34 protein-coding genes are annotated in these 25,661 nt (G+C 43.1%); 28 read left to right on the top strand and 6 right to left on the bottom strand.

Translation table 11 applies throughout. The annotated features are described in order from the left end of the window. Positions 1 to 14: 14 nt before the first annotated feature. Positions 15 to 1,370: a chromosomal replication initiator protein DnaA gene (gene dnaA, locus C1A12_RS00250; protein WP_101841850.1), complete on the bottom strand. Its 1,356-nt coding sequence runs from the start codon at positions 1,368 to 1,370 to the stop codon at positions 15 to 17. Positions 1,371 to 2,251: 881 nt separating this feature from the next. On the opposite strand from dnaA, the gene rpmH reads away from it, so the two are divergent. From rpmH to rsmG, 7 genes are all read left to right on the top strand, one after another. Beyond that, positions 2,252 to 2,386: a 50S ribosomal protein L34 gene (rpmH, locus tag C1A12_RS00255; RefSeq protein WP_101841851.1), complete on the top strand. Its 135-nt coding sequence runs from the start codon at positions 2,252 to 2,254 to the stop codon at positions 2,384 to 2,386. An 80-nt stretch (positions 2,387 to 2,466) separates the two neighbouring features. Further along, positions 2,467 to 2,820, top strand: coding sequence for a ribonuclease P protein component (rnpA, locus tag C1A12_RS00260; RefSeq protein ID WP_101841852.1), 354 nt, complete (start codon positions 2,467 to 2,469; stop codon positions 2,818 to 2,820). A gap of 78 nt (positions 2,821 to 2,898) precedes the next feature. Next, positions 2,899 to 3,660 carry a YidC family membrane integrase SpoIIIJ gene (gene spoIIIJ / locus C1A12_RS00265; protein ID WP_101841853.1) on the top strand — a complete coding sequence of 254 codons (762 nt, stop codon included), beginning with the start codon at positions 2,899 to 2,901 and terminating at the stop codon, positions 3,658 to 3,660. Continuing rightward, positions 3,657 to 4,274, top strand: coding sequence for an RNA-binding cell elongation regulator Jag/EloR (gene jag, locus C1A12_RS00270; RefSeq protein WP_101841854.1), 618 nt, complete (start codon positions 3,657 to 3,659; stop codon positions 4,272 to 4,274). Before spoIIIJ ends, jag begins: the two co-directional genes overlap by 4 nt. 311 nt (positions 4,275 to 4,585) lie before the next feature. Then, the gene (gene mnmE, locus C1A12_RS00275) at positions 4,586 to 5,962 is read left to right on the top strand and encodes a tRNA uridine-5-carboxymethylaminomethyl(34) synthesis GTPase MnmE (protein WP_101841855.1); all 1,377 of its coding nucleotides are present in this window, start codon (positions 4,586 to 4,588) and stop codon (positions 5,960 to 5,962) included. Positions 5,963 to 5,989: 27 nt separating this feature from the next. After that, entirely contained in the window at positions 5,990 to 7,879 is a 1,890-nt protein-coding gene (gene mnmG, locus C1A12_RS00280) for a tRNA uridine-5-carboxymethylaminomethyl(34) synthesis enzyme MnmG (RefSeq protein WP_101841856.1), read from the top strand. Between the two features lie 15 nt (positions 7,880 to 7,894). After that, positions 7,895 to 8,611 (top strand): 16S rRNA (guanine(527)-N(7))-methyltransferase RsmG, encoded by a 717-nt coding sequence (rsmG, locus tag C1A12_RS00285; protein ID WP_101841857.1) that lies wholly within the window; start codon positions 7,895 to 7,897, stop codon positions 8,609 to 8,611. A gap of 151 nt (positions 8,612 to 8,762) precedes the next feature. Here the strand turns inward: rsmG and C1A12_RS00290 are convergent, their stop codons facing one another. Next, positions 8,763 to 9,566, bottom strand: coding sequence for an alpha/beta fold hydrolase (locus C1A12_RS00290; protein ID WP_101841858.1), 804 nt, complete (start codon positions 9,564 to 9,566; stop codon positions 8,763 to 8,765). 96 nt (positions 9,567 to 9,662) lie between these two features. Between C1A12_RS00290 and C1A12_RS00295 the strand changes: the two genes are divergently transcribed. Then, positions 9,663 to 10,160, top strand: a complete 498-nt coding sequence (locus C1A12_RS00295; protein ID WP_101841859.1) for a metallophosphoesterase family protein — start codon at positions 9,663 to 9,665, stop codon at positions 10,158 to 10,160. Here C1A12_RS00295 and nei read toward each other — a convergent pair. Beyond that, positions 10,142 to 10,969 carry an endonuclease VIII gene (gene nei, locus C1A12_RS00300; protein ID WP_101841860.1) on the bottom strand — a complete coding sequence of 276 codons (828 nt, stop codon included), beginning with the start codon at positions 10,967 to 10,969 and terminating at the stop codon, positions 10,142 to 10,144. The genes C1A12_RS00295 and nei overlap by 19 nt on opposite strands. Positions 10,970 to 11,138: 169 nt before the next feature. Beyond that, positions 11,139 to 12,008, bottom strand: a complete 870-nt coding sequence (locus C1A12_RS00305) for an SDR family oxidoreductase (RefSeq protein ID WP_101841861.1) — start codon at positions 12,006 to 12,008, stop codon at positions 11,139 to 11,141. 310 nt (positions 12,009 to 12,318) lie between these two features. Between C1A12_RS00305 and gvpQ the strand changes: the two genes are divergently transcribed. From gvpQ to C1A12_RS00395, 18 genes are all read left to right on the top strand, one after another. Then, on the top strand, positions 12,319 to 12,852 hold the full coding sequence (gene gvpQ, locus C1A12_RS00310; RefSeq protein WP_145997021.1) for a gas vesicle protein GvpQ: 534 nt from the start codon (positions 12,319 to 12,321) through the stop codon (positions 12,850 to 12,852). 21 nt (positions 12,853 to 12,873) lie between these two features. After that, complete coding sequence (gene gvpA, locus C1A12_RS00315; RefSeq protein ID WP_101841863.1) at positions 12,874 to 13,167, top strand: gas vesicle structural protein GvpA; 294 nt, start codon at positions 12,874 to 12,876, stop codon at positions 13,165 to 13,167. Positions 13,168 to 13,232: 65 nt separating this feature from the next. After that, positions 13,233 to 13,496 carry a gas vesicle protein GvpO gene (locus C1A12_RS00320; RefSeq protein WP_101841864.1) on the top strand — a complete coding sequence of 88 codons (264 nt, stop codon included), beginning with the start codon at positions 13,233 to 13,235 and terminating at the stop codon, positions 13,494 to 13,496. An 18-nt stretch (positions 13,497 to 13,514) separates the two neighbouring features. Then, on the top strand, positions 13,515 to 14,426 hold the full coding sequence (gene gvpN, locus C1A12_RS00325) for a gas vesicle protein GvpN (protein ID WP_101841865.1): 912 nt from the start codon (positions 13,515 to 13,517) through the stop codon (positions 14,424 to 14,426). A gap of 13 nt (positions 14,427 to 14,439) precedes the next feature. Next, complete coding sequence (locus tag C1A12_RS00330) at positions 14,440 to 15,204, top strand: GvpL/GvpF family gas vesicle protein (RefSeq protein WP_101841866.1); 765 nt, start codon at positions 14,440 to 14,442, stop codon at positions 15,202 to 15,204. Further along, positions 15,201 to 15,455 (top strand): gas vesicle protein GvpG, encoded by a 255-nt coding sequence (locus tag C1A12_RS00335; protein WP_101841867.1) that lies wholly within the window; start codon positions 15,201 to 15,203, stop codon positions 15,453 to 15,455. The genes C1A12_RS00330 and C1A12_RS00335 overlap by 4 nt, the downstream gene beginning before the upstream one ends. 24 nt (positions 15,456 to 15,479) lie before the next feature. Further along, on the top strand, positions 15,480 to 16,289 hold the full coding sequence (locus C1A12_RS00340; protein ID WP_101841868.1) for a GvpL/GvpF family gas vesicle protein: 810 nt from the start codon (positions 15,480 to 15,482) through the stop codon (positions 16,287 to 16,289). A 12-nt stretch (positions 16,290 to 16,301) separates the two neighbouring features. Continuing rightward, positions 16,302 to 16,562, top strand: coding sequence for a gas vesicle protein (locus tag C1A12_RS00345; protein ID WP_101841869.1), 261 nt, complete (start codon positions 16,302 to 16,304; stop codon positions 16,560 to 16,562). Beyond that, entirely contained in the window at positions 16,543 to 16,842 is a 300-nt protein-coding gene (locus tag C1A12_RS00350; protein WP_101841870.1) for a gas vesicle protein K, read from the top strand. The genes C1A12_RS00345 and C1A12_RS00350 overlap by 20 nt, the downstream gene beginning before the upstream one ends. Positions 16,843 to 16,861: 19 nt before the next feature. Then, complete coding sequence (locus C1A12_RS00355) at positions 16,862 to 17,179, top strand: gas vesicle protein (protein ID WP_101841871.1); 318 nt, start codon at positions 16,862 to 16,864, stop codon at positions 17,177 to 17,179. Between the two features lie 24 nt (positions 17,180 to 17,203). Continuing rightward, the gene (locus C1A12_RS00360; protein WP_101841872.1) at positions 17,204 to 17,941 is read left to right on the top strand and encodes a hypothetical protein; all 738 of its coding nucleotides are present in this window, start codon (positions 17,204 to 17,206) and stop codon (positions 17,939 to 17,941) included. Positions 17,942 to 17,955: 14 nt separating this feature from the next. Then, the gene (gene gvpU, locus C1A12_RS00365; protein ID WP_101841873.1) at positions 17,956 to 18,324 is read left to right on the top strand and encodes a gas vesicle accessory protein GvpU; all 369 of its coding nucleotides are present in this window, start codon (positions 17,956 to 17,958) and stop codon (positions 18,322 to 18,324) included. A gap of 132 nt (positions 18,325 to 18,456) precedes the next feature. Beyond that, a complete protein-coding gene (locus tag C1A12_RS00370; RefSeq protein WP_101841874.1) occupies positions 18,457 to 19,365 on the top strand; it encodes a DMT family transporter in 909 nt (302 codons plus the stop codon). 136 nt (positions 19,366 to 19,501) lie between these two features. Then, positions 19,502 to 19,939 carry a DUF948 domain-containing protein gene (locus C1A12_RS00375; protein ID WP_101843235.1) on the top strand — a complete coding sequence of 146 codons (438 nt, stop codon included), beginning with the start codon at positions 19,502 to 19,504 and terminating at the stop codon, positions 19,937 to 19,939. Between the two features lie 32 nt (positions 19,940 to 19,971). Then, a complete protein-coding gene (locus C1A12_RS00380) occupies positions 19,972 to 20,442 on the top strand; it encodes a DUF948 domain-containing protein (protein WP_101841875.1) in 471 nt (156 codons plus the stop codon). Continuing rightward, positions 20,439 to 20,711: a hypothetical protein gene (locus C1A12_RS00385; protein WP_101841876.1), complete on the top strand. Its 273-nt coding sequence runs from the start codon at positions 20,439 to 20,441 to the stop codon at positions 20,709 to 20,711. Before C1A12_RS00380 ends, C1A12_RS00385 begins: the two co-directional genes overlap by 4 nt. Positions 20,712 to 20,753: 42 nt before the next feature. Beyond that, on the top strand, positions 20,754 to 21,281 hold the full coding sequence (locus tag C1A12_RS00390; RefSeq protein ID WP_101841877.1) for a hypothetical protein: 528 nt from the start codon (positions 20,754 to 20,756) through the stop codon (positions 21,279 to 21,281). Between the two features lie 220 nt (positions 21,282 to 21,501). Continuing rightward, on the top strand, positions 21,502 to 21,861 hold the full coding sequence (locus tag C1A12_RS00395) for a hypothetical protein (RefSeq protein ID WP_101841878.1): 360 nt from the start codon (positions 21,502 to 21,504) through the stop codon (positions 21,859 to 21,861). Between the two features lie 24 nt (positions 21,862 to 21,885). On the opposite strand, the gene splB is transcribed toward C1A12_RS00395, so the two are convergent. Continuing rightward, positions 21,886 to 22,914: a spore photoproduct lyase gene (gene splB, locus C1A12_RS00400; RefSeq protein ID WP_101841879.1), complete on the bottom strand. Its 1,029-nt coding sequence runs from the start codon at positions 22,912 to 22,914 to the stop codon at positions 21,886 to 21,888. Further along, a complete protein-coding gene (locus tag C1A12_RS00405; RefSeq protein ID WP_101841880.1) occupies positions 22,908 to 23,168 on the bottom strand; it encodes a transcriptional regulator SplA domain-containing protein in 261 nt (86 codons plus the stop codon). The genes splB and C1A12_RS00405 overlap by 7 nt, the downstream gene beginning before the upstream one ends. A 142-nt stretch (positions 23,169 to 23,310) precedes the next feature. Here C1A12_RS00405 and C1A12_RS00410 point away from each other — a divergent pair, with 142 nt between their 5' ends. Together C1A12_RS00410 and C1A12_RS00415 are read left to right on the top strand one after the other, a co-directional pair. Continuing rightward, the gene (locus C1A12_RS00410) at positions 23,311 to 24,354 is read left to right on the top strand and encodes a helix-turn-helix transcriptional regulator (RefSeq protein ID WP_101841881.1); all 1,044 of its coding nucleotides are present in this window, start codon (positions 23,311 to 23,313) and stop codon (positions 24,352 to 24,354) included. Further along, the gene (locus tag C1A12_RS00415; protein WP_235001495.1) at positions 24,344 to 25,570 is read left to right on the top strand and encodes an MFS transporter; all 1,227 of its coding nucleotides are present in this window, start codon (positions 24,344 to 24,346) and stop codon (positions 25,568 to 25,570) included. The genes C1A12_RS00410 and C1A12_RS00415 overlap by 11 nt, the downstream gene beginning before the upstream one ends. The last annotated feature ends 91 nt before the right edge of the window (positions 25,571 to 25,661 follow it).

Consider the following 25,661-nt stretch of genomic DNA (forward strand, 5'->3'; position numbering starts at 1 on the left):
TTCACACTATTCAGCTAGTGTGCTTTCAGCTGTTCTGTAATTTCATCAAGTTCTTTTTGCAGCTGCTGATCGGTAGAAATCATCTTAGAGATTTTTTCATGGGCGTGAATGACCGTTGTGTGGTCACGACCCCCAAACTCCTCTCCTATTTTAGGAAGAGAGAAATCTGTTAATTCTCTTGATAGATACATAGCGATTTGACGTGGGAAGGCCACAGATTTCGTCCGTTTTTTAGCAGGAAAATCTTCCAAACGCACATTATACTTTTCCCCTACCATTTCCTGAATGGCTTCGATTGTAATCACTCGTGGTTTAGAGCTTGGAATGATATCTTTTAATGCTTCTGCAGCGAGAGAAGCATTAATATCATGATTAATTAAAGAAGAATAAGCAACAACACGAATAAGTGCACCTTCAAGCTCACGAATGTTTGTATCAATCTGGTTGGCTATATAAAGCATAACCTCATTAGGAATATCGAGCCCTTCAGCCTTCGCTTTTTTCCGTAAAATGGCGATTCTTGTTTCTAAGTCCGGCGGGGTGATATCGGTAATCAAGCCCCATTCAAATCTTGAACGCAAGCGATCCTCTAAAGTAGGAATTTCTTTAGGAGGGCGGTCACTGGAGATGACGATCTGCTTGCTTTCCTCGTGTAACGTATTAAATGTATGGAAAAATTCTTCCTGGGTTTGTTCTTTTCCAGCTAAGAATTGAATATCATCTATTAATAAAACGTCGACACTTCGATATTTGTTTCGAAAATTGACGGCTTTGTTGTCACGAATGGAATTGATGAACTCATTCGTGAATTTTTCCGAAGATAAATAAACCACTTTGGCGTTTGGATTATGGTCTAATACATAGTGGCCGATAGCGTGCATCAGGTGGGTTTTGCCCAGCCCGACACCCCCGTAGATAAAGAGAGGATTGTAGGCTTTTGCAGGCGCTTCAGCTACAGCCAGCGAAGCGGCATGAGCGAATCTGTTGCCAGAGCCAATCACAAATGTATCAAATGTGTACTTGGAATTAAGCATGCTTTGAGTCGACTCATCATTGCCCGAATTCCGTACATCAGGTGCTTTCTTATCAGCCAGCTTCACGTCATCAAGCTGATCATCCTTTGTTTCCGGAATAATAAATTTAGTGTTCAGCTCAGCTCCGGTTACTTCATGTAATGTTTCAATGATGAGGCCTTCATATTGATTTTCCAGCCAATCCCGTGCGAATTCATTTGGAGCTACGATGATTAAGGTATTTTCGTTTAGAGAATCTGCTTTTGTTGCTTTCAACCACGTTTCGAAACTAGGTTTACTAATCTTCTCTTTCATCTTTTCTAACGTGTTGTCCCATAATTCGTGTATATTCTCCAAGATTTCACCCCTTTCTCCCGTTTAAAGAAAACAAAAAAACCTTCCGTTCTCTTTTTCGAACGACGTCAAAAGATCGAAAGGCTATTGTACAATGTTTGTTTAATGTGTAAAGGATGCTCCTTCGTGATTGGATGTGGATGCATGCATACTTATACAAAGGAGAATCATCCAGGTTATTTTCATTATCCACACAGATGTTGATAAGTGTTTTAACAAGTGTGTTAATAAATGTCCACACGTTATCCACAGATTGTGTATAGTTTTTTGACTGCACGAATTTAATTCATGGTTAAACACAAATATAATACCAGATAAAATCAGTTCATGCAATGGTTTTAAAGAACTTATCCACAAGCCCCACAACTTGTAGACAATCTTTTTCCACAATACTAGATTTTGTGATTATCTTGTCGATATTTGTTGTGGATACTGTAAAATGGACGAAAAAGTTATTCACAGTCCGTGTGAATGTTCGCTAAAAGATTCTATCATTCGACATAATGTGTTATGCAACAGATACTGTTATATAACGGGTCGGTTTACTTAAATCAAGGGGCCTGTTAGTTGAAGAGCCATGCTGTAGGATCCGTACAATCAGATCATTTCCAGAAGAGTGATTAGAAGAATTTATTACAAACGATTGGACATTTTGGAGAAAATCAACACCATTTCATAGAGATTCTATCGAAGAAATTTTTATCCATTCACACCATCCATAGAGGAAAAGGCTGGCTGCCGTTTCTCTTTTCAGCAATAGAATGTAGTGAATCTATTCGGACAAATGGTGATTGACATAGAATGAGCAATTGATTATAATTATCGGGACTGCCTTTTAGATGTATGTTATGTAATTGGAATTTTCCTCAGGAGGTGTATATATAATGAAACGCACATTTCAACCAAATAAGCGTAAACGTAAGAAAGTACATGGATTCCGCAGCCGCATGAGCACAAAGAATGGTCGTAAAGTTCTTGCTCGCCGCCGCAGCAAAGGAAGAAAAGTTATATCAGCATAGGCCACTGAGATCTTCAGTGGTCTTTTTTCTAGTTTATGTGAAGGCGCGAGCGCTTTTCTGTTCGGAGGGGTCATAAGGTCATGAAGAAAGCTTACCGCATAAAAAAGAATAAAGAGTTCCAGCAAGTATTTCAGCATGGTCAGTCATTTGCCAATCGACAGCTCGTCCTTTATTACTTAAAGAGAAAGGAACAATCCCATTTCCGAATTGGTTTATCTGTCAGTAAAAAAATTGGACACGCCGTCATGAGAAACCAGATCAAAAGGTATTTACGCCAAGCCTTTCTCGAGATGGAAGATCAAATCAAGCCAGATTATGACCTCGTCATTATTGCGAGGAAACCAACTAATCAAATGGATTTCCATGAAATAAAGAGCAGCTTGACTCATGTTCTTCATAAATCAAAGTTATTGAACAAGAAGTCGCGAAACTGACAATTTTATATAGTCACTGCCTATCAAAAAGTGCTACACTATTTAATAGTGACAGTGAATGTGTAAGGAGGAAGGACGTTGCGTAACAAATGGATAGCATTACTTGCAATGACAGGTGTGCTTACGTTCTTATCCGGGTGTACCGAAATTAATCAGGAAATCACCGAGGATAGTACAGGTTTTTGGAATGAATATATTGTTTATCCCTTATCTCAAACATTACAATTTTTTGCCGATTCAACAAATGGAAGCTATGGTCTTTCGATCATTATCGTAACGATTATTATTCGATTACTCCTGCTTCCGCTTAACGTTAAGCAGCTGAAGAGCTCAAAGGCCATGCAGGAAATTCAGCCTCAACTTCAAGAGCTGCGTCAGAAGTACAGCTCGAAGGATCAAAAAACACAACAGCAGCTTCAGCAGGAAACGATGCAGCTTTTCCAGAAAAACGGTGTTAACCCGCTGGCTGGTTGTCTGCCGATTATCGTACAAATGCCGGTATTGATTGGTTTTTACCATGCAATTATGCGTACCGAAACGATTCAGACGCACGACTTCCTATGGCTGCAGCTGGGAACAGCAGATCCGTTCCTGGCGATTTTGACAGCTGCAACTACATTTTTACAACAAAAATTAATGATGGCCGGAGGAGCAGCGGCTCAAAATCCGCAAATGCAAATGATGCTTTACATCATGCCGCTTATGATCGGTACCTTTGCGTTCTTCTTCCCATCTGCATTAGCTTTATACTGGATCGTCGGTAACATCGTTATGATCTTACAAACTATTTTTATTCGTAAGCCTATGATGAAAGATACGACGGGAGGCACAGCCAAGTGAAGCAGCTGACTGCTACTGGAACTACAGTTGAAGAAGCGGTCCAATCAGCACTAGAACAATTACAGACATCAAAGGACCAGGTAAACGTGGAAGTCATTGATGAAGGTAAAAAAGGATTTTTTGGAGTTTTTGGAACAAAACCGGCGATTGTAAAAGTCGCCATTCAGAAGGATCCTGTGCAGGACGCCGAATCATTCATCTTAGAAGTAGCAGAACAAATGGGGGCCCCTGTTCAAGTGAAGTCAGAAACAAGCGGGCGTGAAATTTTTATTGAAATGACAGGCGAAAAAATCGCCATGTTAATCGGTAAACGTGGACAAACTCTTAACTCTCTGCAGTACCTGGCGCAACTAGCCGTCAATCGAGATAACGATCAGTATTTTACCATCATTCTCGATGCTGAAAACTATCGGGAAAGACGTAAAGAAACACTTGAAAATCTAGCTCAGCGCCTTGCTGAAAAAGCAGTGCGCATGAGAACATCAGTAAACCTGGAACCAATGCCGTCTTATGAACGAAAGATTATTCATGCAGCACTGCAGGATCACGAAAAAGTCGAAACAGCATCAGCAGGAAATGATCCAAAACGCCATGTTGTGATCCGTCCGGTTTAATAGAAATACTTCTGTCTCTACAGGCAGGAGTATTTTTTATTGTAAAAATCAGAGCAATCGCTGGATAGGATTGGCGGTTAACTAGATGCTGAAAGAGTTATGGGGAACAAGGGAAAGAACCTGTTTACCTGTGGATGAAGAAATTTTATTGCTCGTATAGAAAGTTATTCACATGTGGATAATTTGTGTTAAGTCTTCCCAAAACACCCCAATGTGTGATAATCTATTATGTTAGTGAGTTTAAAAATTTAACTAAACTGATCCCCATGTGGATAACTATATAGGATAACTAGTAAAGGAGGTGACCGCGTGTGGAAATGGATACGATTACGGCGATCTCAACACCAATGGGAGAAGGAGCTATCGCAATCGTTCGATTAAGCGGTCCTGAGGCTGTATCGATTGCAGACTCTTTATTTCGAGGAAAAGATTTAAATCAAGTGGAGACCCATACGATGCATTATGGTAAACTGATTGACCCTGAGACAGGAGACATTGCTGAAGAAGTAATGGTATCTGTAATGCGGGCGCCGAAGACGTTCACCCGTGAAGATGTTGTCGAAATCAACTGTCACGGCGGATTAGTATCGGTCAACCGCGTGCTGGAAATCGCGTTGGCGAATGGAGCACGGCTGGCTGAACCGGGAGAATTTACGAAGCGTGCTTTTATGAACGGCCGGATCGACCTTTCCCAGGCGGAAGCCGTCATGGATCTGATCCGCGCCAAGACGGATCGAGCGATGAACGTAGCTTTAAAGCAGATGGATGGACGACTATCCCACTTGATTCAGGATCTGCGCCAGAAGCTGCTTGAAACCCTCGCTCACGTAGAAGTAAATATTGACTACCCGGAGTACGACGATGTTGAGGAAATGTCGAATGAGATGATGCGTGAGAAAACGCGGGAAGTCCTGCAGGAAGTCGAACAGCTGTTAGAGACCGCACGCCAGGGGAAAATCTTGCGTGAAGGACTGGGTACAGCGATTATCGGCAGACCGAACGTTGGTAAATCTTCGTTGATGAACGCGCTCGTCCATGAAAATAAAGCGATCGTTACAGAAGTGCCCGGTACAACCCGGGATGTGATTGAAGAATACGTTAACGTCCGCGGCGTTCCTTTACGTTTAATTGATACGGCAGGTATCCGGGAAACCGAAGACATCGTTGAGCGAATCGGTGTCGAACGCTCAAGGCAGGTTTTACAGGAAGCCGATCTCATCCTCCTCGTGTTAAACTATGGAGATGAGTTAACCGAAGAAGATAAGAAGCTCTTTGAAGCAGTAAACGACCTGAACATTATTGTAATTGTAAATAAAATGGACCTCGATCCAAAGCTGGACCTTGAAGAAGTAAAAAGGTTAGCAGGAGATCATCCTGTGATTTCCACAGCACTCATTCGTGAAGAAGGCATCGATCAGCTCGAAAACGCCATCGCTGACACGTTCTTCGAAGGTGATCTGGATGCCGGCGATATGACTTATGTTTCAAACGTAAGGCATGTGCAGCTGCTCAAGCAGGCTAAACAGGCTTTAGAAGATGCACAGAACGGCATGGATATGGATGTTCCGATCGATGTTGTCCAAATCGATGTGACGCGGACATGGGAGCTGCTTGGCGAAATCATTGGTGATGCGGTCCACGAAAGTTTAATTGACCAGCTGTTTTCACAGTTTTGCTTAGGGAAATAAAAATTTATTAAAGGAGAGACAACCAAAATGACTTACAATGCAGGGCATTATGATGTAATTGTTATTGGTGCCGGTCATGCTGGAGTGGAAGCAGGGCTTGCAGCTGCCAAACGCGGCGCAAAGACGCTCATGCTGACACTAAACTTAGATTTGGTTGCATTTATGCCGTGTAACCCGTCTATCGGCGGACCGGCAAAAGGGGTAGTCGTTCGCGAGATTGATGCGCTGGGCGGCGCCATGGGGAAAGTTATTGATAAAACGCATATTCAAATGCGTCTGTTAAATACAAGAAAAGGGCCGGCTGTACGTGCGCTTCGTGCGCAGGCCGACAAGCCTTTATATATTAAAGAAATGAAACGAGTACTGGAAAGCCAGGAGAACTTAACGCTTCGCCAAGGAATGGTAGAGAAACTGCTCGTTGAAGACGATGAAATTAAAGGAGTTGTCACCGAAACGAAAGCAGCGTATTACGCGCCAACCGTTATTGTAACCACAGGAACGTTTATGCGCGGACGCGTTATTATTGGTGACCTTTCCTACGAGAGTGGTCCTAATAACCAGCGTACTTCAGTTTCTCTGTCTGAGCAGCTGGAAGAGCTCGGCATTGAAATGGTCCGTTTTAAAACAGGAACGCCAATGCGTGTTAACAGTCGTACCATCGACTATTCCAAAACAGAAATACAGCCCGGGGAAGAAGAGCCGCGTTTCTTCTCCTATGAAACGACGGAATTTATTACTGACCAAATTCCTTGCTGGCTGACGTATACGAACGAAGAAACGCACAAAATCATCAACGACAATCTTGGGTTGTCTGCCATGTATTCCGGCATGATTAAAGGAACCGGGCCGCGTTACTGCCCGTCAATTGAAGATAAGATTGTCCGATTTAACGACAAGCCTCGTCACCAGATTTTCCTTGAGCCGGAAGGACGTGACACAGAAGAAGTGTACGTGCAGGGACTTTCAACCTCCTTGCCTGAGTATATTCAGAAGGAAATGATGGAAACCGTTCCGGGTCTAGAGAAAGCAGAAATCATGCGAGCAGGCTACGCGATTGAGTACGATTCCGTTGTCCCAACAACACTTTGGCCGACGCTTGAAACGAAGAAAATCGGCGGTCTGTTTACAGCCGGACAAATCAACGGGACATCCGGTTATGAAGAAGCAGCAGGTCAAGGGCTGATGGCCGGCATTAATGCTGCGGCGAAAGCCCTCGACCTTGAAACACTGATTCTCGATCGCTCCCAGAGCTATATCGGTGTCATGATCGATGACCTTGTGACAAAAGGAACGGATGAGCCTTATCGTCTGCTGACATCACGTGCAGAATTCCGTTTGATGCTTCGTCACGATAATGCCGACCTCCGTCTTACGGAAATCGGCCATAAAATCGGAACGATCTCTGATGAGCGCTACGAACGTTTCCTTGAGAAAAAGCGTTTGATTGAGGAAGAGAAACAACGTTTGGAGAATGTCATTCTAAAACCAACAGAAGAGGTTCAGGCTGCTATCGAGGCATCAGGCGGAAGCCCGCTTAAAGAAGCAGTTCGTGCAACAGATCTTCTCCGTCGACCGGAAATGAAATACGATGTCATTGCAAAGCTTACACCAAGTGAAGTTTCACTAAGTGATGAAGTAGAAGAGCAAGTTGAAATCCAGGTGAAATACACGGGTTATATTAAAAAAGCTCTTGATCAAATTGAACGGATGCGTAAGATGGAAACCAAGACAATTCCTGAAGATATTGATTACGATGAGATACACGGTCTGGCAACAGAAGCCCGCGACCGCTTAAAACAAGTGCGTCCTCTGTCTGTAGGGCAGGCTTCCCGTGTGTCCGGAGTAAATCCAGCAGACGTTTCCATCCTGCTCGTTTATATTGAACAGGGGAATATCGCCCGCGTTTCCGGCGAATAAGGAAAGGATGACGGTATGGATAAGCAAACCTTTCTTACAGCATTAAAAGATCAAGGCATTGATCTGAATGAGCAGCAGGTAAAGCAGTTTGAACACTATTTTGAAATTCTGGCCGAGTGGAATGAAAAGATGAATCTAACAGCGATTACGGATCGTGAGGGCGTGTATTTAAAGCACTTTTACGATTCTTTAACGGCTGCTTTCTACTACGATTTCAGCCAGCCGCTCCGTATTTGTGATGTGGGAGCGGGGGCTGGTTTTCCAAGCATCCCGTTAAAGATCGCTTTCCCTCATTTGAAAGTAACCATTGTCGATTCTTTAAAGAAACGAATCACCTTTTTGAATCACTTAGCCCATGAATTAGGCTTGAATGATGTCGCTTTTTATCACGACCGTGCGGAGAACTTCGGCAAAAACGCGAAGTTTCGTGAAGGGTATGACCTCGTAATGGGGCGTGCTGTGGCCAGGATGTCCGTTCTTAGTGAATTGTGCCTGCCGCTCACTGAAAAAGGCGGCGTGTTTATGGCGATGAAGGGTCCCAACTTAGAAGAAGAAATGCAGGATGCTCAAACAGCCATTCAAACAGTTGGAGGCGAAGTCGTCGATGTTCATACGTTTGAGCTGCCGGAAAGTGGCGGCGAAAGGAACATCGCATTAATTGAAAAGCGTCGGAAAACACCGAAGAAATATCCGAGGAAGGCTGGCACACCAAATAAAGATCCGATTCAGTAACAAGTTCTTTTACAGCTTGCCGCCTGGATCCTGCAGTGAAGCCAATACTAAAACACCTTTTTCCCTGTCAGGGAAGAAGGTGTTTTTTTATTCATTAAGAATCTAAGAAAAACTACCACTTCGGCCATTGGCTTTGGCCGTTTCTGACATATCAGGAGAGCAGCTTTAATAATTCCTCGTTAAATTTGTCACGCTCATCATAAATGAGACCGTGTCCGCTTTCTTCAAATGCTATTAAATGGCTGCCGGAAATTCTCTGCTTCAGCTCGAGGGCAAAATTGTAGTCGCAGATCTCATCTTTCTTTCCATGCATAATCGTCACGGGAACTTGAATTTGATCCAGTTCCCCTCGTAAATCTTCATCTCTCAGCGATTCTGCGCATGCAATTGTTCCGTGGGCTGAAGCCTGGAGACCTAAACCAAGAAACCATTGATGCAGAGGCTCAGAAATAATGGACTGATAGAAATTGCTTCCGAAATCGTTGAGGGCGGCTGGACGATCCTGCTTAATGGAATGAATCAATCCGCTTACTTCTTCCTTCGGCATACCGAACTCATAGCCATCTTGTCTTGTGAAGCTTGGTGCGGCAGCCCCGATTAAGATTAATTTAGCCAGCTCTTCATTGGCATACTTAGTGGCATAACGTATAGAAACGGGGCCGCCCATGGAGAAGCCAGCCAAATAAAAGCTCTCAAGCTGTAAATATTCCACAATAATTTTCACATCGTTGGCCAGCGTGTCGTAATCGTAGCCAAAAGCAGGTTTGTCCGATTGTCCAAAGCCTCTGAGGTCAATGCCGATGAAGCGGTAGCCTTTTTTCGGCAGTTCGTTCATTTGATATTCGAACATTTGATGGTTTAAAGGCCAACCGTGAATAAAGACAATCGGCTGCCCTTCCCCAATGTCCTGTACGAATAATTCCACGTGGTGATCGACTTCTATAAAATGAGACATAGTATCCTGCTCCTTTTTTTCTTTTCATGTTCTTCTTCCCCGCTTTGCATATTTTAAACTTTTAGGTAGGATGACTAGAAAAGGAGGTCGTGGATTATGGAAATTGTGGTCGTTGCAGATACCCATCTGCCGAAAGGAAACAGAAAGCTTCCTGAGAGGCTTGTGGAGGAAATGAAAAAGGCGGACTTAGTCATTCACGCGGGGGATTGGCAGACCGTTGATATTTATGAGCAGTTCCAGCAATTTGGTGAACTGAAAGGGGTCTATGGAAACGTAGACAGTAAAGAAGTACAGGAAGCAGTTCCGCGAAGACACGTATTGCATCTCAATGGCTTTACGATAGGAGTCGTTCACGGCCATGGAGAAAAGAAGACGACGGAGAAGCGGGTTTACGAAGAGTTTGCCGAGGAAGAGGCAGACCTGATTATTTTCGGTCACTCCCACCTTCCCCTGCTGAAGTTTGTCAAACAAACGCTGCTGTTTAATCCAGGTTCGGCAACTGATAAGCGCCGCCTTCCTTATTACTCATTTGGAAAGTTGACGCTCGACGATCAGATCCATGCGGAGCATATTTTTTATTCTTCCTTGCTTTGACAACGTGGACAGAAATAGCATCGGCGCGAATTAGCTATTATTTTCCGGATTTCAGTTCCGCAAATTCGACAGGGCTGTCCCTCCCGGTTAAATACCCAGTGACGGTACTGCTCGCGTTCAGCCCCTTGTGCTTTTAAACGTTTCGCTAAGGCGAGATCATTGGTAATACCTCCATGCTCATAAGAGCGCCATATAAGCTCTATGCTCGCTTCGGCTGCTTTTGTTAGTTGGTTTTCCGTACAATCCATCGGGCGTAAATGAGGATGAATCCCGGCAGCAAACAAAATTTCACTGCGCAAATAATTTCCGACGCCTGCGATAAACGTTTGATCAAGTAAAAGTGCAGACCAGCGTCTCCGCCGGAACCGGTCGCTGTGGAAACGGCTGATAAGCTCAGCTGATTGAATGGGTTCATTTAATAAATCAGGCCCCGCCTTCATAATAAAAGGATGAACCGCTGCTTCTTCATGACGCATTACTTCAATATCGGAAGCACTGTAAAGTAAAGCTGATTTCTTCTCGTTATGCAGGGCTAAACGCAGCTGGCGGTTGGTCTTAGGATAATTATACGCGTTTCGCACATACCATTTTCCATACAGCTGGTTGTGGGAATAAATACTATATTGATTGGAGAAGCGAATCAGCATTGCTTTTCCTTTTGTATCTACTTTTATCACCTCTTCTCCCTTAAGGAGATCTTCGTAATCTTTCAAAGATGGAAAAGCAAAATAAACATCAAGCACAGGCCGGCCTTTTAACGCTTTTTCCACTTGATCAGCAGCTTTTCTTATCTCAGGTCCTTCAGGCATAATGATGAACTCCTTCGGTTAAATGTCTTTTTTATTTACCCCAAAGCCAGACAGAAACATTCTAAAAAAATTAAATTACTTTGGAAGTGCTTCAAAGGCGAGACATAAAAAATGCTTGCAGAGAAAAGTAATTTTTCCCTGCAAGCTGTGAACTTTAAAGGTTTGAGCATCAGCTTGTCATGATCATCCCGCCGTTTACGTGAATAAACTGACCCGTAATATAGGTGGAGTCATCTGAGGCAAGCAGTACATAGCTGCCTACGTGTTCCACAGGCTGACCCGGACGTCCCATTGGTGTGTTAGTACCAAATTCCTCAACTTTATCTTCTTCGAACGTAGAAGGAATCAGCGGTGTCCAAATCGGTCCGGGTGCCACACCGTTCACACGTATCCCCTTATCGACCAGCTGTTCAGCCATTGATCGGGTAAACGCCACAACGGCGCCTTTTGTCGCGGTATAATCCACCAGCTGCGGATTCCCTTTATATGGGTTCACAGAAGCTGTGTTTATAATTGCGCTGCCTCTCTTTAAGTGAGGCAGGGCGGCTTTCGTTAAATGAAACATGGAATAGATATTTGTCTTAAACGTGCTTTCAAGCTGTTCTGTCGATATATTCATAATGTCTTCCGTAGGATGCTGTTCAGCGGCATTATTGACGAGAATATCGAGACCTCCTAGTTCATTAATGGTCTGTTCTACAGCATCGCGGCAGACAGATTCTTCCCCGACATCTCCAGGGATCAATACGGCACGTCTGCCTTCAGCCTCAACTTGTTCTTTTGTATATTGTGCATCTTCATGTTCATCAAGATAAGAAATAGCCACATCAGCGCCTTCTTTGGCATAGCCAATCGCCACTGAACGTCCGATTCCGCTGTCCCCGCCGGTAATAAGGGCGATCTTTCCTGTTAATTTGTTACCGCTTTGGTAATCTTCATCAGCTTGTAAAGGGAGAGGCTCCATTTTATCTTCAAAGCCAGGCTGTCTTTCCTGCTCCTGCCCGGGTTGACCTTGTGTTTGTCGATTCATGCGATCCATTATAGATTCCTCCTTGATTCATTTAATGTTCTTTAGCCTTTATTCCACATGGCTGATTTTTCAAACTAACGGGGCGAGATAACGAAGTGAAATTATTTTAAAATAAAATAATTTAGTAATGTTTGTAACATAACGCGGGAATCTTTTGAGACAGCGCTTATTTTAAGCAGGTCCCTTCAGAATCCACTTGTAATAATCCATGAATATTATGCCAACCCAAGCGGAAAGTCTCGAAGATAAGGTTTTTATTTTTTTACATTTGGGAAGGTAATCTAGGAAGGTCAAATCACACATTTAAAGGATGGTGGAATTGAGCCGGAATGGAAACGAGAACAACGAATCACAAGGCATGCTGAGTAAAGTTGAAGGGGGTGTGAAGAAGACAACAAGAGCAGTAAAAAATCAATGGCCCCGCGTTTCTAGAGTACTAAAGAAATCCGATGATCCAATTGAAGCCAAGGAATACGCCGAAGAAGAAGTAAAAGATGAAATGGGCGATCAAGTACGCGAACAGTTTAAGAAGCAGCTGCAGTCGCAGGCCAGTGAATTAAGTGAAAATCTCCAGGAGAAGAAAGAAGAAAACGCTGATAAAGTTCACAGCAAAGCGGAAGAAGCGAAAGAAAAGATGCAGGACAATCTATTAGAGCTGAAAAAAGGGTTGTCCTCGTTTAAAGAGTCGGGCGAACAGCTGCAGGAAAAGATTAATGACAATAAGAAAAATAATCGTTCTACGATTAAAGGTGCGAATGATTTAAAAGGCGCACACAATCTTAAAAGCTATGATCAAGTGAAAGGACCCCAGGATATTAAAGGGGTAGACCATATAAAAACATATTTTAATTAATGGAAAGGAGCATCATTCACCATGGCTATACAGAAATCAACAGATAGTTCCAGCTTAGCAGAAGTTATTGACCGTATTTTGGATAAAGGAATTGTTATTGATGCCTACGCAAGAATTTCGGTAGTAGGAATTGAACTGATTACAGTGGAGGCAAGGGTCGTAGTAGCAAGTGTCGATACGTGGCTCCGTTATGCAGAAGCTGTAGGATTATTGCGTGATGAAGTTGAAGAAGAGGGGCTTGGCGGCCGATTAGGCGACCAAAACTATTCTTCTTCTCAGTCCCAGGATAATGAACGCGCGCAATTTAACATTTAAAAGGGATAAAGGGCTAGAGTTCCTCTAGTCCTTATCGTTTTATTGGAAGGTGAGGTTTTGAATCTATGAAGATTATGGATAATGTAACCCAGTTTTTCAGGGAGAATGTGGCCCCTCCTCATAAAATTATTTCAGTAAAGAAATTAGAGGAAGAAGAAGGCTGGAGAGTTCTCGTAGAAGTGATTGAAGAAAAAGAATATATGCGCAAGTACGCACACGACGAGATGGTTGGACTCTATGAAGTGATTGTTGATGCGGATAAAGAAGTGTCGGAATTCTCGAGATTGAGCCTTCGGTTCCGCAGTGATTTAGAGGAACAGCCTCAATAGAGGAGAGGAGGGCAGAGGATGACGAGCCTTAAGGACATCAAACCACGAGCCTCTTCAGGAGAGGATGTATACAACGAGCCCTATTTTAAAAGCCTGATCAAGCGGTCATTCCGTTATTTATCTGCAGGCTATCCCGTCCATTTCACCGGACCGTCGGGCATAGGGAAAACAACGTTAGCGCTTCACATCGCCAAGCAGCGTCGTCGCCCCGTACTGCTGATCAATGGCAATAAGGATCTCACCAACGAAGATCTAATTGGAGCTTATACCGGATACCGAAGAAAAAAACTAAACGACAATTTCGTGCGCTCCGTTCATAAAATTGAGGAAAATGTATCTGAAGAATGGGTGAATGGACGCCTCTATGAAGCTGTGAAAGAAGGATACACGGTTGTCTATGATGAGTTTACCCGCTCACAGCCGGACACGAATAATCTGTTTTTGTCGATTTTAGAGGAAGGGATTCTTCCGTTATACGGAACAAAAAGAACAGAATCCTATATCGAAGTCCACCCTGACTTTTCGGTGATTTTCACGAGTAATCCTGTCGAATATGCTGGAGTGTATCAATCCCAGGATGCGCTGTTAGACCGGATGGTTACTCTTTCGCTTGAGACGATGGATGAGCAGGCAGAAACGGCAGTTGTCGTAAACAAGACATCAATAAGCGAACAGAAAGCTGAAAAAATTGTGGCCTTCGTCAACCGGGTTAGAGACCTGTGTGAGGAAGAGGACAAGGCCTTTAGTTTAAGTCTGCGGGCTTCAATCATGATTGCGCAGATCGTTAAGCGATACGACGTGAAGGTAGATGGGGATAATGAAGAATTCAAAGATATTTGCTTAGATATTACGCATTTCCCGCTGCAAGCGTGCGGGTACGACAGCGAAGAAGTCCGTGAACGGATTCTTGAGGAATGCAGCAAGATTTAAGGGGGAAGCAACAATGGAACAAGAATCAGGTATTTATATATTCTGTGGAATTCAGACCGATGAGGAAAAAACGTTCGATTCGATTGAGTTTGAAGGTGACACGAGAGAAGTCTTTACCATTCATTATAAAGATGCAGCAATGGTTGCAGCCGAAGTCCCGATGAAGATTTATCATCCCAATAAGGAAAATTTAATGCTTCACCAACAGGTCATTTCTACAGTGATGGAAACGGAAGACACGGTGGTGCCGATCAGCTTTGGTAACGTTTTTCATTCCAAGGAAGACATTCAAGTACTGATCGAAAATTTATACCCACAGTTAAGCAAACTGTTTCCTGAAATTAAGAACAAAATTGAAGTCGGCCTTAAAGTCGTCGGAAAGAAAGATTGGCTGGAAAACCAGATTTCTAAGGATTCAAAAGTGATGAATCAAAAACAGCAGGTGGCTGGCAAGTCGAAAGACGCAGCCTATTTCGACCGCATGGAACTTGGGGAAATGGCACAGCGTTTTTTCAAGTCATTGCAGAAAGAAATCGAAGAAGACATTCATGAGCCTTTAGTAAAATTGGCTTCTTCAGCCAAGTCTAATGATCCGATAGGAGAGAAAATGCTGCTGAACGGCTCCTATTTAATCGACCGCAGTAAGGAAGAACAGTTTGATCAGAAAGTAAATGAACTTCACGACAAATGGGAAGATAAAGTTGAATTCAAATATACAGGTCCATGGCCGGCGTATAACTTTATCAACATTAAACTGAAAGTGGAGGAAACGACATGATTCATAAATTATTCACTTCCCCGATAGATCTGTTGATTAAGGTCGGTGAGCATGTCAAAGAAGAAGTGGATAAGGAATACTACGATTTAGAGCATATCCAGCAGAAGTTGATTCATCTGCAGATGATGTACGAGCTTGAGGAAGTTTCAGAAGAAGTATACAAAGAGCAGGAAGAAGAGCTGCTTCAGCGTTATGAAACAGCCAAGAGATTAGAAATGGAACAGTGGGAGAACTTGACGAAACGTAAATGAATTCAGGCAGGGGAGAAGGTAACGATGAGTCTATACGTTTATTTATACGGCATGATTCCTGCACCGGGGAATGGAAATCATCCTATTTCATCCTTAAAAGGAATCGACAATGAGCATGAGATTCAAATAAAAAATTATGAGGGCATTTCTGCAGTTTTTTGTCACGTCGACGAATCGGAATACGGAGAAAAAGTCCTGCAGGAAAAAACAAATGACATGGAATGGGTGCAGGAGAAAGCTTTTCATCACCATGAAATTTTAATGAAAATCAGAGAAAACGCGACATTAATTCCAATGAAATTCTGTACCATCTATCAATCTGAAAAGAATTTAGAGGACATGGTGAATCAACACCATGATCAAATGAAAGCTCTTATTGACCAGCTCGAAGGCAAGGAAGAATGGAACTTGAAAGTATATTGTGACCGGGAGCAATTGACACAATCTGTAGCCGATCACAATTTAAATATAAAGGAAAAGAAAGATGAAATTGCCCAGATGTCTAAAGGAAGGCAGTATTTAGAATCCAGGAAGCTGGATCAATACGTGCAGCAGGAAGCAGACAAGGAGCAGGAAGCGTTCGGCTCTGCCCTTCATGACCAATTAATAAAATATAGTGTAGAAGATACGGTGAAGAAGAACTGGAACCGTGATGTCACCGGGAAGGACGAAGAAATGTGCTGGAACAGCGCTTACCTCGTTCCGCTTGAGCAAGTAGAAAACTTTTTAGAAATCATTACGAACGAAAATGAAAAGCATAAGGATTCAGGCTGGATTCTGGAAGCTACCGGCCCTTGGCCGCCGTACCATTTTGCCAAATTAAATGAGAAGTGAGGTGGCAAGCAGGTGACACATCGAGAAGCCTATGAAAATAAGGAAGTAGGATTAATTGATATTTTAGATACGGTTTTAGATAAAGGGGTTGCTATCAAAGGAGACATCATTATTTCCATTGCAGGCATTGATTTGGTCTACCTTGATCTACGTGTGCTCATCTCTGCTGTTGAAACCCTCGTTCAATCGAATATGGATGCGGCTGAATCGTTATCATCTGAACAATTTGACCAGGAAAAGGAGGAGTTAACGAATGCCACAGAGCGATCTTAAGCACCAGCCGCCGCAAAGCGGGAGGATTAATTTAGATCCTGAAGGTGCGGAGCAGGGACTGGCCCAGCTGGTATTAACGGTCATTGAACTCCTGAGACAACTCGTGGAACGACATGCGATCCGCAGAGTAGACGGAGGAACATTGACAGAAGAAGAAATCGAGAACTTAGGGGTTGCTCTTATGAACCTTGAAGTAAAAATGGATGAACTAAAAGAAATATTTGATTTAGACGACGAAGATTTAAACATCGATCTCGGACCACTTGGAAACCTATTATGAGGAAGGAGAATGACGAACGATGAGTATTGAACATCCTACACAGTCCAGCAGTATTGTAGACGTACTGGAGACTGTCCTCGATAAAGGTGTAGTTATTGCCGGGGATATTCGAGTCGGCTTAGCAGACGTAGAGCTGTTAACCATTAAGATCAGGTTAATCGTTGCTTCTGTAGATAAAGCGAAGGAAATTGGAATGGACTGGTGGGAAACAGATCCTTACCTGAATTCCAAAGCAGCTGAACAAAACACGAAGCAGCTGGAGGAAGAAAACAAAGAATTGCAGAAACGAATTGAACAGCTTGAGAAAAATGCTGGTCAATCTAATCGTTTTGTATAAAAAAGATAAGAGGAGTGGATCAAAATGGGAGATAAGAACAACGAAACTTTTACGAGAGCAGTGATTGGCGGATTATTAGGAACGGCTGCCGGGCTGATTATGCGTCCCCGTAAGAAGAACCAGTCAGAACCGGAAGAGAGTAATGAGGAAAAAGAAGGACTAAAAGAAAAAGGAAAGCAGGCTGGCAGTAAAGTAAGCAGTGGAGTTAAGAAAGCAACAGATGCAACGAAAGAAAAAGCAGAACGTACAAAAGAAAAAACAAAAGAAACTACAGCTAAAACAAAGGAAAAAACGAAAAATGCTGCTGGTAAGCTGAAGAGATCAGACGATCAGAAAGAAGATCATCAGGAAGAAGACCAGCAGGAAGAACAATCAAATGCAGAAGCATCTGCAAATCAAGAGGCGGCGGCTACGACAGAAGCACCTGCCAGAGAAGAAAAACAAGATACCGAAGAAGAAGAGAACAAAGGTAAGGAACAGCAGCAGGAAGAAACCAAGACATCTTCGGAAGAGGAATCCGAAAAAGAAGAGAAAGAGGAAGATCAAAATCAACTGCAGGAAGAAGAACAGACCGAAGATAAAAAGAAACCAGTGAAAAAGTCAGCTTCTAAACCTGCAAAAAACACTTCAAAGTCTGCGGCTAAGCAGCCTAAGAAAAAGGATGAAAATTCCGAAAGCAAGACAAATGAATCATCCAGTAAATCTTCTGGTAAAGCAAAGACCACAGTAGCGAAAAATGACGACACGACTCAAGGCAAATAAGAGGAGGAAGCAGAATGGATGATATACTCGTAACATTCGTAAAAGCAGCGAACAATTATGATTTTTCCTTAGATATCACATTAAACATTAAAGGAGCTCTCGTCACGGGGACAACGATATCCGCTCAAGAATATTTAGAAGGGATTTCCCATATCTTTGAAGAAGGGAATGACGTTTCACAGGCCATCAGCGAGAAGCTTGCTGAAGCCAGCGATTCCGCGAAGGAAGAGTCAAATGGAGATATCTCCTACATTCATTTAAAAAATGCTCAGGTGTATAATGGAGACGCGGACCCTACGCCCTCCGATGGAGAATTCCAGTGGCGGGGGAAAATTGAAGAGGTGGATGGTTTTTTCTTGGGAAGAATTTCAGCTGAAGAATAAAATGGGGAAGCGGATCGGTCCCGCTTCTCTTTTTTTTGGCGGCAAAGAGTGGTAATTTAATAGATAAGAGATAGGTGAGTATGAAAAGACGTGTGGGTTCCTACGGTAACCAGGGAGGAAGGAGGAATCGGGATGTACCCATATGTCTTGATGATTCTAGTGGTGTTTATGTATGCCGGAAACATCTTAATGGGAAAGGCAATTAACGACCTCCCCCCGTTAACGATGACTTTTTTCCGTCTGCTTGTGGCTTTTCTTATTCTGCTGCCGATCGGATATCGAAGTGTAAGGAAACATAAGTCCTCTTTTTTGGAAAACAAAAAGCCGGTCTTAGCCCTGGCATTATCAGGGATTGCCTTATTCAATACGTGTATCTATGGAGCCCTGCAGTTTACTTCCTCTTCCAACGTGGCCATATTAGAATCGGCTATTCCGGCAGTAACTGTAATATTAAGCATTTATTTAGTGAAGGAGAAGATTAACAAGTTTCAGAGTCTTGGAATTTTGTTATCTCTATTTGGCGCTGTCTGGGTGATCGTGGACGGTCGTCTCTTTCAACTGGGAAATCTTCACTGGAATGCGGGCGATCTGATAATGATAGGAGCTATTGTGTCATGGGCTCTCTATTCCATTTTCGTAAAACTCTACATGTTTCGCTTCCCTCCTTATGGAGCGGTTCTCGTCATTACCGGCGTTGGTCTGGCTGCGATGGTGCCGGCTGTCGCTGTTGAATGGATCGCTGTCGGGGTGCCGGATTTACTTCGCATGGATTACATAGGCGGAATTCTGTATTTAGGTATTTTTCCCTCGTTTATTGCGCTGATTTTTTATAATCGTGCCGTGGAGCTGCTGAGTGCTTCCAAGGCATCGATCTTCTTAAACTTTCTGCCTGTGGTTACGATGGCAGGGGCGGCGCTTTGGCTTGGGGAACAAATCACACCTATGCATATTACAGGGGCAGTTATCGTGATTGCGGGAGTTTTATTGACGACCCAGGGGGGAAAATTAACAAACAGGGAGAAGACTATGAAAGTTTCCTAGATTCTTCACAAGAGGAGGCTGAGGAAAGAACGCATTATTGCGGAACAAGCATAAATTGGATGAATGTTGGAGCCAATTTGACGTTTTGCAGCTACAGATTAGGGTATCTTTTACATAACAAGGAGGAATGATGGGAATGTCCTTAACAGCAATCAGTCTATTAATTATTGCCGTTGCGTTTGCACTTATCGCAATTTTTGTTGTAAGAGTGCTAATAGCAGCTTCCAGTACAATGAAAAGCGTAGCTGGTACATTAGAAAGCGTAGAAAGTAAAATTGACGGAATCACAAAGGAATCAGAATACTTACTCCAAAAAACGAATGTCTTAGCAGAAGACGTTCAGCATAAAAGTGAATCACTAGACAGCCTGTTTACCTCGCTTAATCATGTCGGAACGTCAGTGGGACATATGGGTGAGACGATGAACCAGCTGTCTGCAAGCGTGTCTAAATCCTCACAGAAGCATTCGGAAGATATGGCGAAAGTAATGAAGTGGGGAGATACCTTTATAAACTTATATTCCAAATGGAAATTAAGAAAACAGACGTTCCATTCCCGGACAGATAACGAATAAATTCAAATTATAAAAGGAAATGAGGTAATCGTATGGATTTTTTAGGCATTGGAGTCTTCATCATCGGCATCGTTTTTGCCATCGTATCTATTTTTCTAATGAAAACTCTTAATAATTTGGCCAATGTGTTAAATGGCGTAGACAAAACCGTAGAGAAATTGCCAGAACAGCTTGATCAAGTAATGACACAGACAAGCGATGTGCTCCATACAAGCAATGACACACTCGCTGATGTGAATGAGAAGATTAAAGCACTAAGTCCGTTGTTCTACATCGTCGGCGATATCGGGGAGTCCTCCCGTAAATTGACCTCATCCTTAGTTGATGTGACTGCCAGTATGAAAAAGAACACAGAAAATGGAGAAACAAAAGTTAAAGAGAAAGATGTCAGCGGCTTATATGGCGCTGTGGCTTTAGGCTACTATCTAACTCAAAGACGAAAAGCTCTTAAAGAAGCGGCAGCAGCCGGGAAACCAGGTAAAACGGAAGCTGGTCAATCATGAGTCATACGATTGAAGAACGTAAGCAATCCAATAAATTAAGCATCGGAGCGGCTCTCTGTGCCGGTTTATTGGGCGGTGCGTGGCTGCGTTCGAAACTAGCGCCGGATGACCCATCCATTCGTAAAACAACAACGAATTACGTAAAGGATAAATATTCAACTAAAAAAGCGAGACTAAATGAGACAGGCAAGCGTAAGTATGAAAAGATTTTAATTAAAAAACAAGGATTAAAGTCTGCAGCCCGCAAAGATGCGATTATGAGAAAATAATTTTTAAATATAAAAAATGAGAATCGAAAGGGGAAAAAAGACATGCCAAATGAACAACAGTCTCAACAACAACCGCAATCCCAAAAAGGAAAGCTTTCCTTAGCTATTACGATTGGAGCACTTGTGGGAGGTGCCGTTATGTTAATGAAAAGCCCTTCCGCACGAACCCGCATCAAACAGAGCTCTGCTTCGACGAAAGAAAGTGTCAGTCAATACGTATCTGAGGTGAAAGCTGATCCTGCCGGAGCAAAAAACGATTTGCTCGACCGCATTCAGAAAACAGCCACGATTACTAAGGAAGCTCTGAACAAAATTCAGGAAATCCTTGATAATCAAGGAAAGGAAATTACGGATAAAGTTCAGGAAGTCAAAGATGAATCTGAGGACATCGTTTCTACAGCAAAAGATGCTGGAGATGAGTTAAAGGATGTAGGAGATAAAGTAAAAGAAGCAAAAGATGAGCTTACAGAAACTTCCGAGGATGAAGTGGCAGCCACGACTAGCAGTGAAAATCAAGACAACGATGAAGATGATACGGATCATACCGTAACAAAAACACCAGTAAACTAATGAAGCTTCGAGGAAGCTGAGGCTCTGCCTGCGGAAAGCGAAGGGTTTTGACGGAGCGATAGTAAAAATCTTTTATTGGCCCATATATAATCCGAACTGATTTCAACAAAATCGTTCGGATTATTTTATGCATTAATCAGTTTTGTCCCGACTCCTTTTTTCATAAATAAAGGTATGAGATAGAGAAATATCGAAATATAAAGATAAAGGAGTTGATGAGATGACTATAAACCAAACAGGGTCACCCGTCCGGTCGATTTTCGACAAATTTTCGCGTGAGAAAGAAGCCGGACTTGTATATGGAGAACCGATTGCAGCGGGAGCAAAGAAAGTACTTCCGGTTGCGAAAGCTTCCTATCACGTAGGCGGGGGAGGGGGCACATCTCATGGAAATGAGCATCATCCCGCATCCGACGGAGAAGGCGGCGGAGGGTCCATTAGAGTAAAACCGTTAGGCATTTATGAAATCACTGAAGAACGGACTACATACCTGCCCGCTTATGACGTTAATAGAATGGTACTGATTGCTGCTTTGCTGACAGGCGGACTGGCGTGGTGTTTTTCCCGAAAAAGAAAGTAGCTCAGGGTAACCCTGGCTGCTTTTTTACGTGAAATATTCAAGTGTGGCAGAAGGAAAGTGCTGTTCAATGTAGTCGCCAAGCGTATCTTTCATATCTTCCTGCTTGTCTTTTTTGTATACGTACTTGCCAATTCCGTAACGACCCCACTTATACTGCCTTTTCTCTTCATCCATTTCCAGCTTTGTCATCGGGTAATTCTTTTGAATAACTCGTTTCGCCGGCTGGGTAAAACGGTGCTGAATCAGCTCGAAAGTTAGATCTTTTGTCGCGTAGTCCGGCAATTTGGCTTCCAGCTTTTCAAACAACTCTTTATAGCCCTCTTTCCACCCCTCATATAAATAAATCGGCGCAATAATAAAACCTAATGGATAGCCGGCTTCTGCCACTTTAGCCGCTGCTTCAATACGATCATCCAGCCTTGACGTTCCCGGCTCCAGAAACTTAATGACATAATCAGCGTTTAAGCTGAAACGGAAACGAGTCCGGCCGTTATGGTCCGCATCAAGCAAATGATCCACATGAGCAAACTTTGTCACAAACCGGAGGCGTCCGTACTTTGATTTTCCGAAATATTCAATCGCTTGTTTTAACGTGTGAGTAAGATGGTCAACGCCTACAATATCAGAGGTACAGGAGGCTTCAAACCGTGTCTCTTCAGGGGCACGCTCTTTCATATAGCGTTCAGCCGAGTCAAAAATCTCCTCAACATTGACATAGGTACGGATGTAGGGCTTGCTTCCCATTGTCGTTTGCAGATAGCAGTAATGGCAGTGACCCATACAGCCTGTAGCAAAAGGGATTGCATATTCAGCTGATGGTTTAGACGTATCAAATTTCAATGTCTTGCGGACACCGACGACAAGTGTAGATTTAGCCACCCGGTATTTTTGAAAATCGTTCTCTCCAGGCAGATTTCTTACTTGATTATGAGATGTCGTTTCCCGTATTTCTATGTTCATCTCTTCAAATTTATCTTTTAGTTTACGACCGAGGGGGTATTCAAGTGCCCGTGGTTCAATATATACGAGCTGAGGAACAAAAGGCTTTACCACTCTAGTCCCCCCTCGTGGATGGAGCCGAAGCTTTCTTCGTACGCCATTTCTGCTTCAGCCAGCGAAGAATAGACGGCAATATTCTCATCTAAAGGAAAATACGTTTCATATAAAAACATAGCAAGCTCCCCGGGCTGTTCGGGGTGATGAACAACGGCAGCTTCCTGGACATTGGCTACGTTATACGTGTGAGGATTTCGGTAAATGACGTAAACAATATCGCCTGCCTGATAACTTTGATGACCCGTTTCCATACAATTCACACCTTTCTTCTTGTGCTTTCATTGTTCCACTCGAGAAAAATTATATGTATCTTGACTACTTTATTCGAAAAATATTGAATTATATATATTAAAAATATAGAATTAAAGAAACTTACAAAAAAGAGGTGGAACGATGGAAGTAATTCACTATAACTATAAAAAGAGAGAAACGTATGAGGTCCATATCGAGCATTCGATTTTATTTGAATGTGCACTCGGAATAGCCGCATTTACCAACCAGTCCCTGATCAATACGCTGGAGAGAAAGGATTGGAACTTGTCCCGTTTTTCTGAGTCGCTGCATCACGAATTGGAATACGTGACTATGCATAATACGTGGAAAGCCCTTCTCCAGATTTTACATCATGACGCCTTTTCTTCCCTTCACTCCTTTACTGAATTTCTTACCCATGCAGAAAGTGAAAAATTAAAACACCTCTGCCTGCCTTATGCAGGAGAAGCGCTGGAACAACTGCGAATAGAAGCTTCACGAGGACGCTTGGACGCCGTTCAGTCGTTTGCCGAAGAAGTAAATGACCACCCTTTTTTCCCTGCTTACGTTACATTTATCAGCGAAATCGATACAGAGAAGTTAAAACAGCATTTAATACGTGTTATGGAATTGTGGTTTGAAGCCGTCGTCCAGCCTGAAGAAGAGAAGCTGCGGGAATTGTTGCGATACGACCATGAAGCGAAAGAGAAAATGAAGCAGAAATTAGAGCCGGAAGCTTTTGTTGAATGGGCGACCGGCGGCCTTACCTATCGTCCAGAACCAAGTGTATATCAAGTTCTGCTGATCCCGCATTATACGTATAGACCGTGGAATGTAGAAGCCGACCTTAAAGGAACAAAGGTTTTCTATTACCCTGTGTCCAATGACAGCTTATACAAGGAGGACCCTTATATCCCCGGCCAGATGCTCGTTCAGCAGTATAAAGCATTAGGAGATGAAGTGCGCTTAAAGCTGGTCAAGTATTTATATGAGCGGGAACGATCGCTACAGGAACTGACGAACATATTACAAATGCGAAAATCGACCCTTCATCATCATTTAAAAATGTTAAAAGCGGCCCGCATGGTCGAATCAAATCATTCCACCTACCGTTTGAACCGCCATAAATTGGAGGCGATGCCGATTAATCTTGAGCAGTTTCTAGACAAGAAAGATGAACAGTAATATGGAAGAGCTGGCTCACGGAGACAGCAGACCGGAATGGAGAAAAAATTATCCGGCTTTTCGTTTAATCGGAGGAAATGTAGTCTCTTTTTTTGGTGACCAAATTTATTTACTTGCTTTACCGTTAATCGTACTGGCCCTGACGGATTCCCCAGTTGCAATGGGGATCGCAGCGTTCTTAGAAAGACTGCCGATTCTTTTGCAGCCGTGGCTTGGGGTTTTAACGGATCGGCTTTCCCGCAAGCGGATTTTGCTTGCGTGTGATGCGTGCCGTGCTTTCTTAGCAGGCGTAACGGGCGTACTGTTTATAATGGATCAGTTAACTGTCTGGCAGTTATTTTTGACTGCTTTTCTAATCGGATTGTTTACGCAGCTTTATAATACTGCCCAATTTACCGTCATTCCTTATTTAGTTCGCGAGCATGATCTAAAGAAAGCAAATGCTGTAAACAGCGGGCTTTTTCAAACAGCTGTCTTACTCGGTCCAGGACTTGGAGGAATGATCGTGAGCATCTATCATCCCGGATACGCCCTCATCATTAATGGGACAAGTTTTCTGGCAGCATGGCTTGCTATTAGAAGCCTTCCACTGCCCCGGGCAAGTGAGCATACTGCTCAACAGAAGGTATGGAAGCAGGTGGAGGAAGGGTTTCGATATGTTTTTAAACGAAAGCCGATTCTTTTTACTAACCTTGCGATGATGTTCTCAATTTTTGGTACTACGCTGTTTTTAACGATGATGGTTTTTCATCTTAAGGATGTTATTGGTTTATCACCAGCTGCGATCGGATGGCTGCTTTCGAGCGGTGGGGCTGCTGCGATTGGCGGGGCATTTCTGTCTCCAGTTTTAACAAGCAAGTGGAGCTATAGGCACATTTTGTTTACTGCTTCTATATGTGGCGGTATATCAGTCATCGGTTTTGGCCTCATGGGAGCCTTTACTAGTCTTCTCATAATGAATGCGATAGGAACATTTGCCGCTTCGATTCAAAGCCCTTGTATTATAACTATTCGGCAAAAGCTGACACCTAAACGATTACTTGGGAGGGTACAGGCAACCAGCCGTTTAATCAGCTGGGTCTCCATGCCCGCAGCAGCCTTACTTGCCGGATTTATTTCCGAATGGTTCAGCACCGACGTAACGATAGTGATAGGAGGCGTGATTACGACATTGGCCTCGTTTTTTTACTTACATCCTTCGCTAAAAACTGCTTAAGAAATGTGGCAGAAATGTGGGATTTAAGAAAAAGATCTTCAAAAGAAGGAATCTCCCTGTTTTAATGGAAATGAAGAGTAGGAGAAGATTT

Source organism: Halobacillus sp. Marseille-P3879 (genome assembly GCF_900240285.1).
GTDB lineage: Bacteria > Bacillota > Bacilli > Bacillales > Halobacillaceae > Halobacillus_A.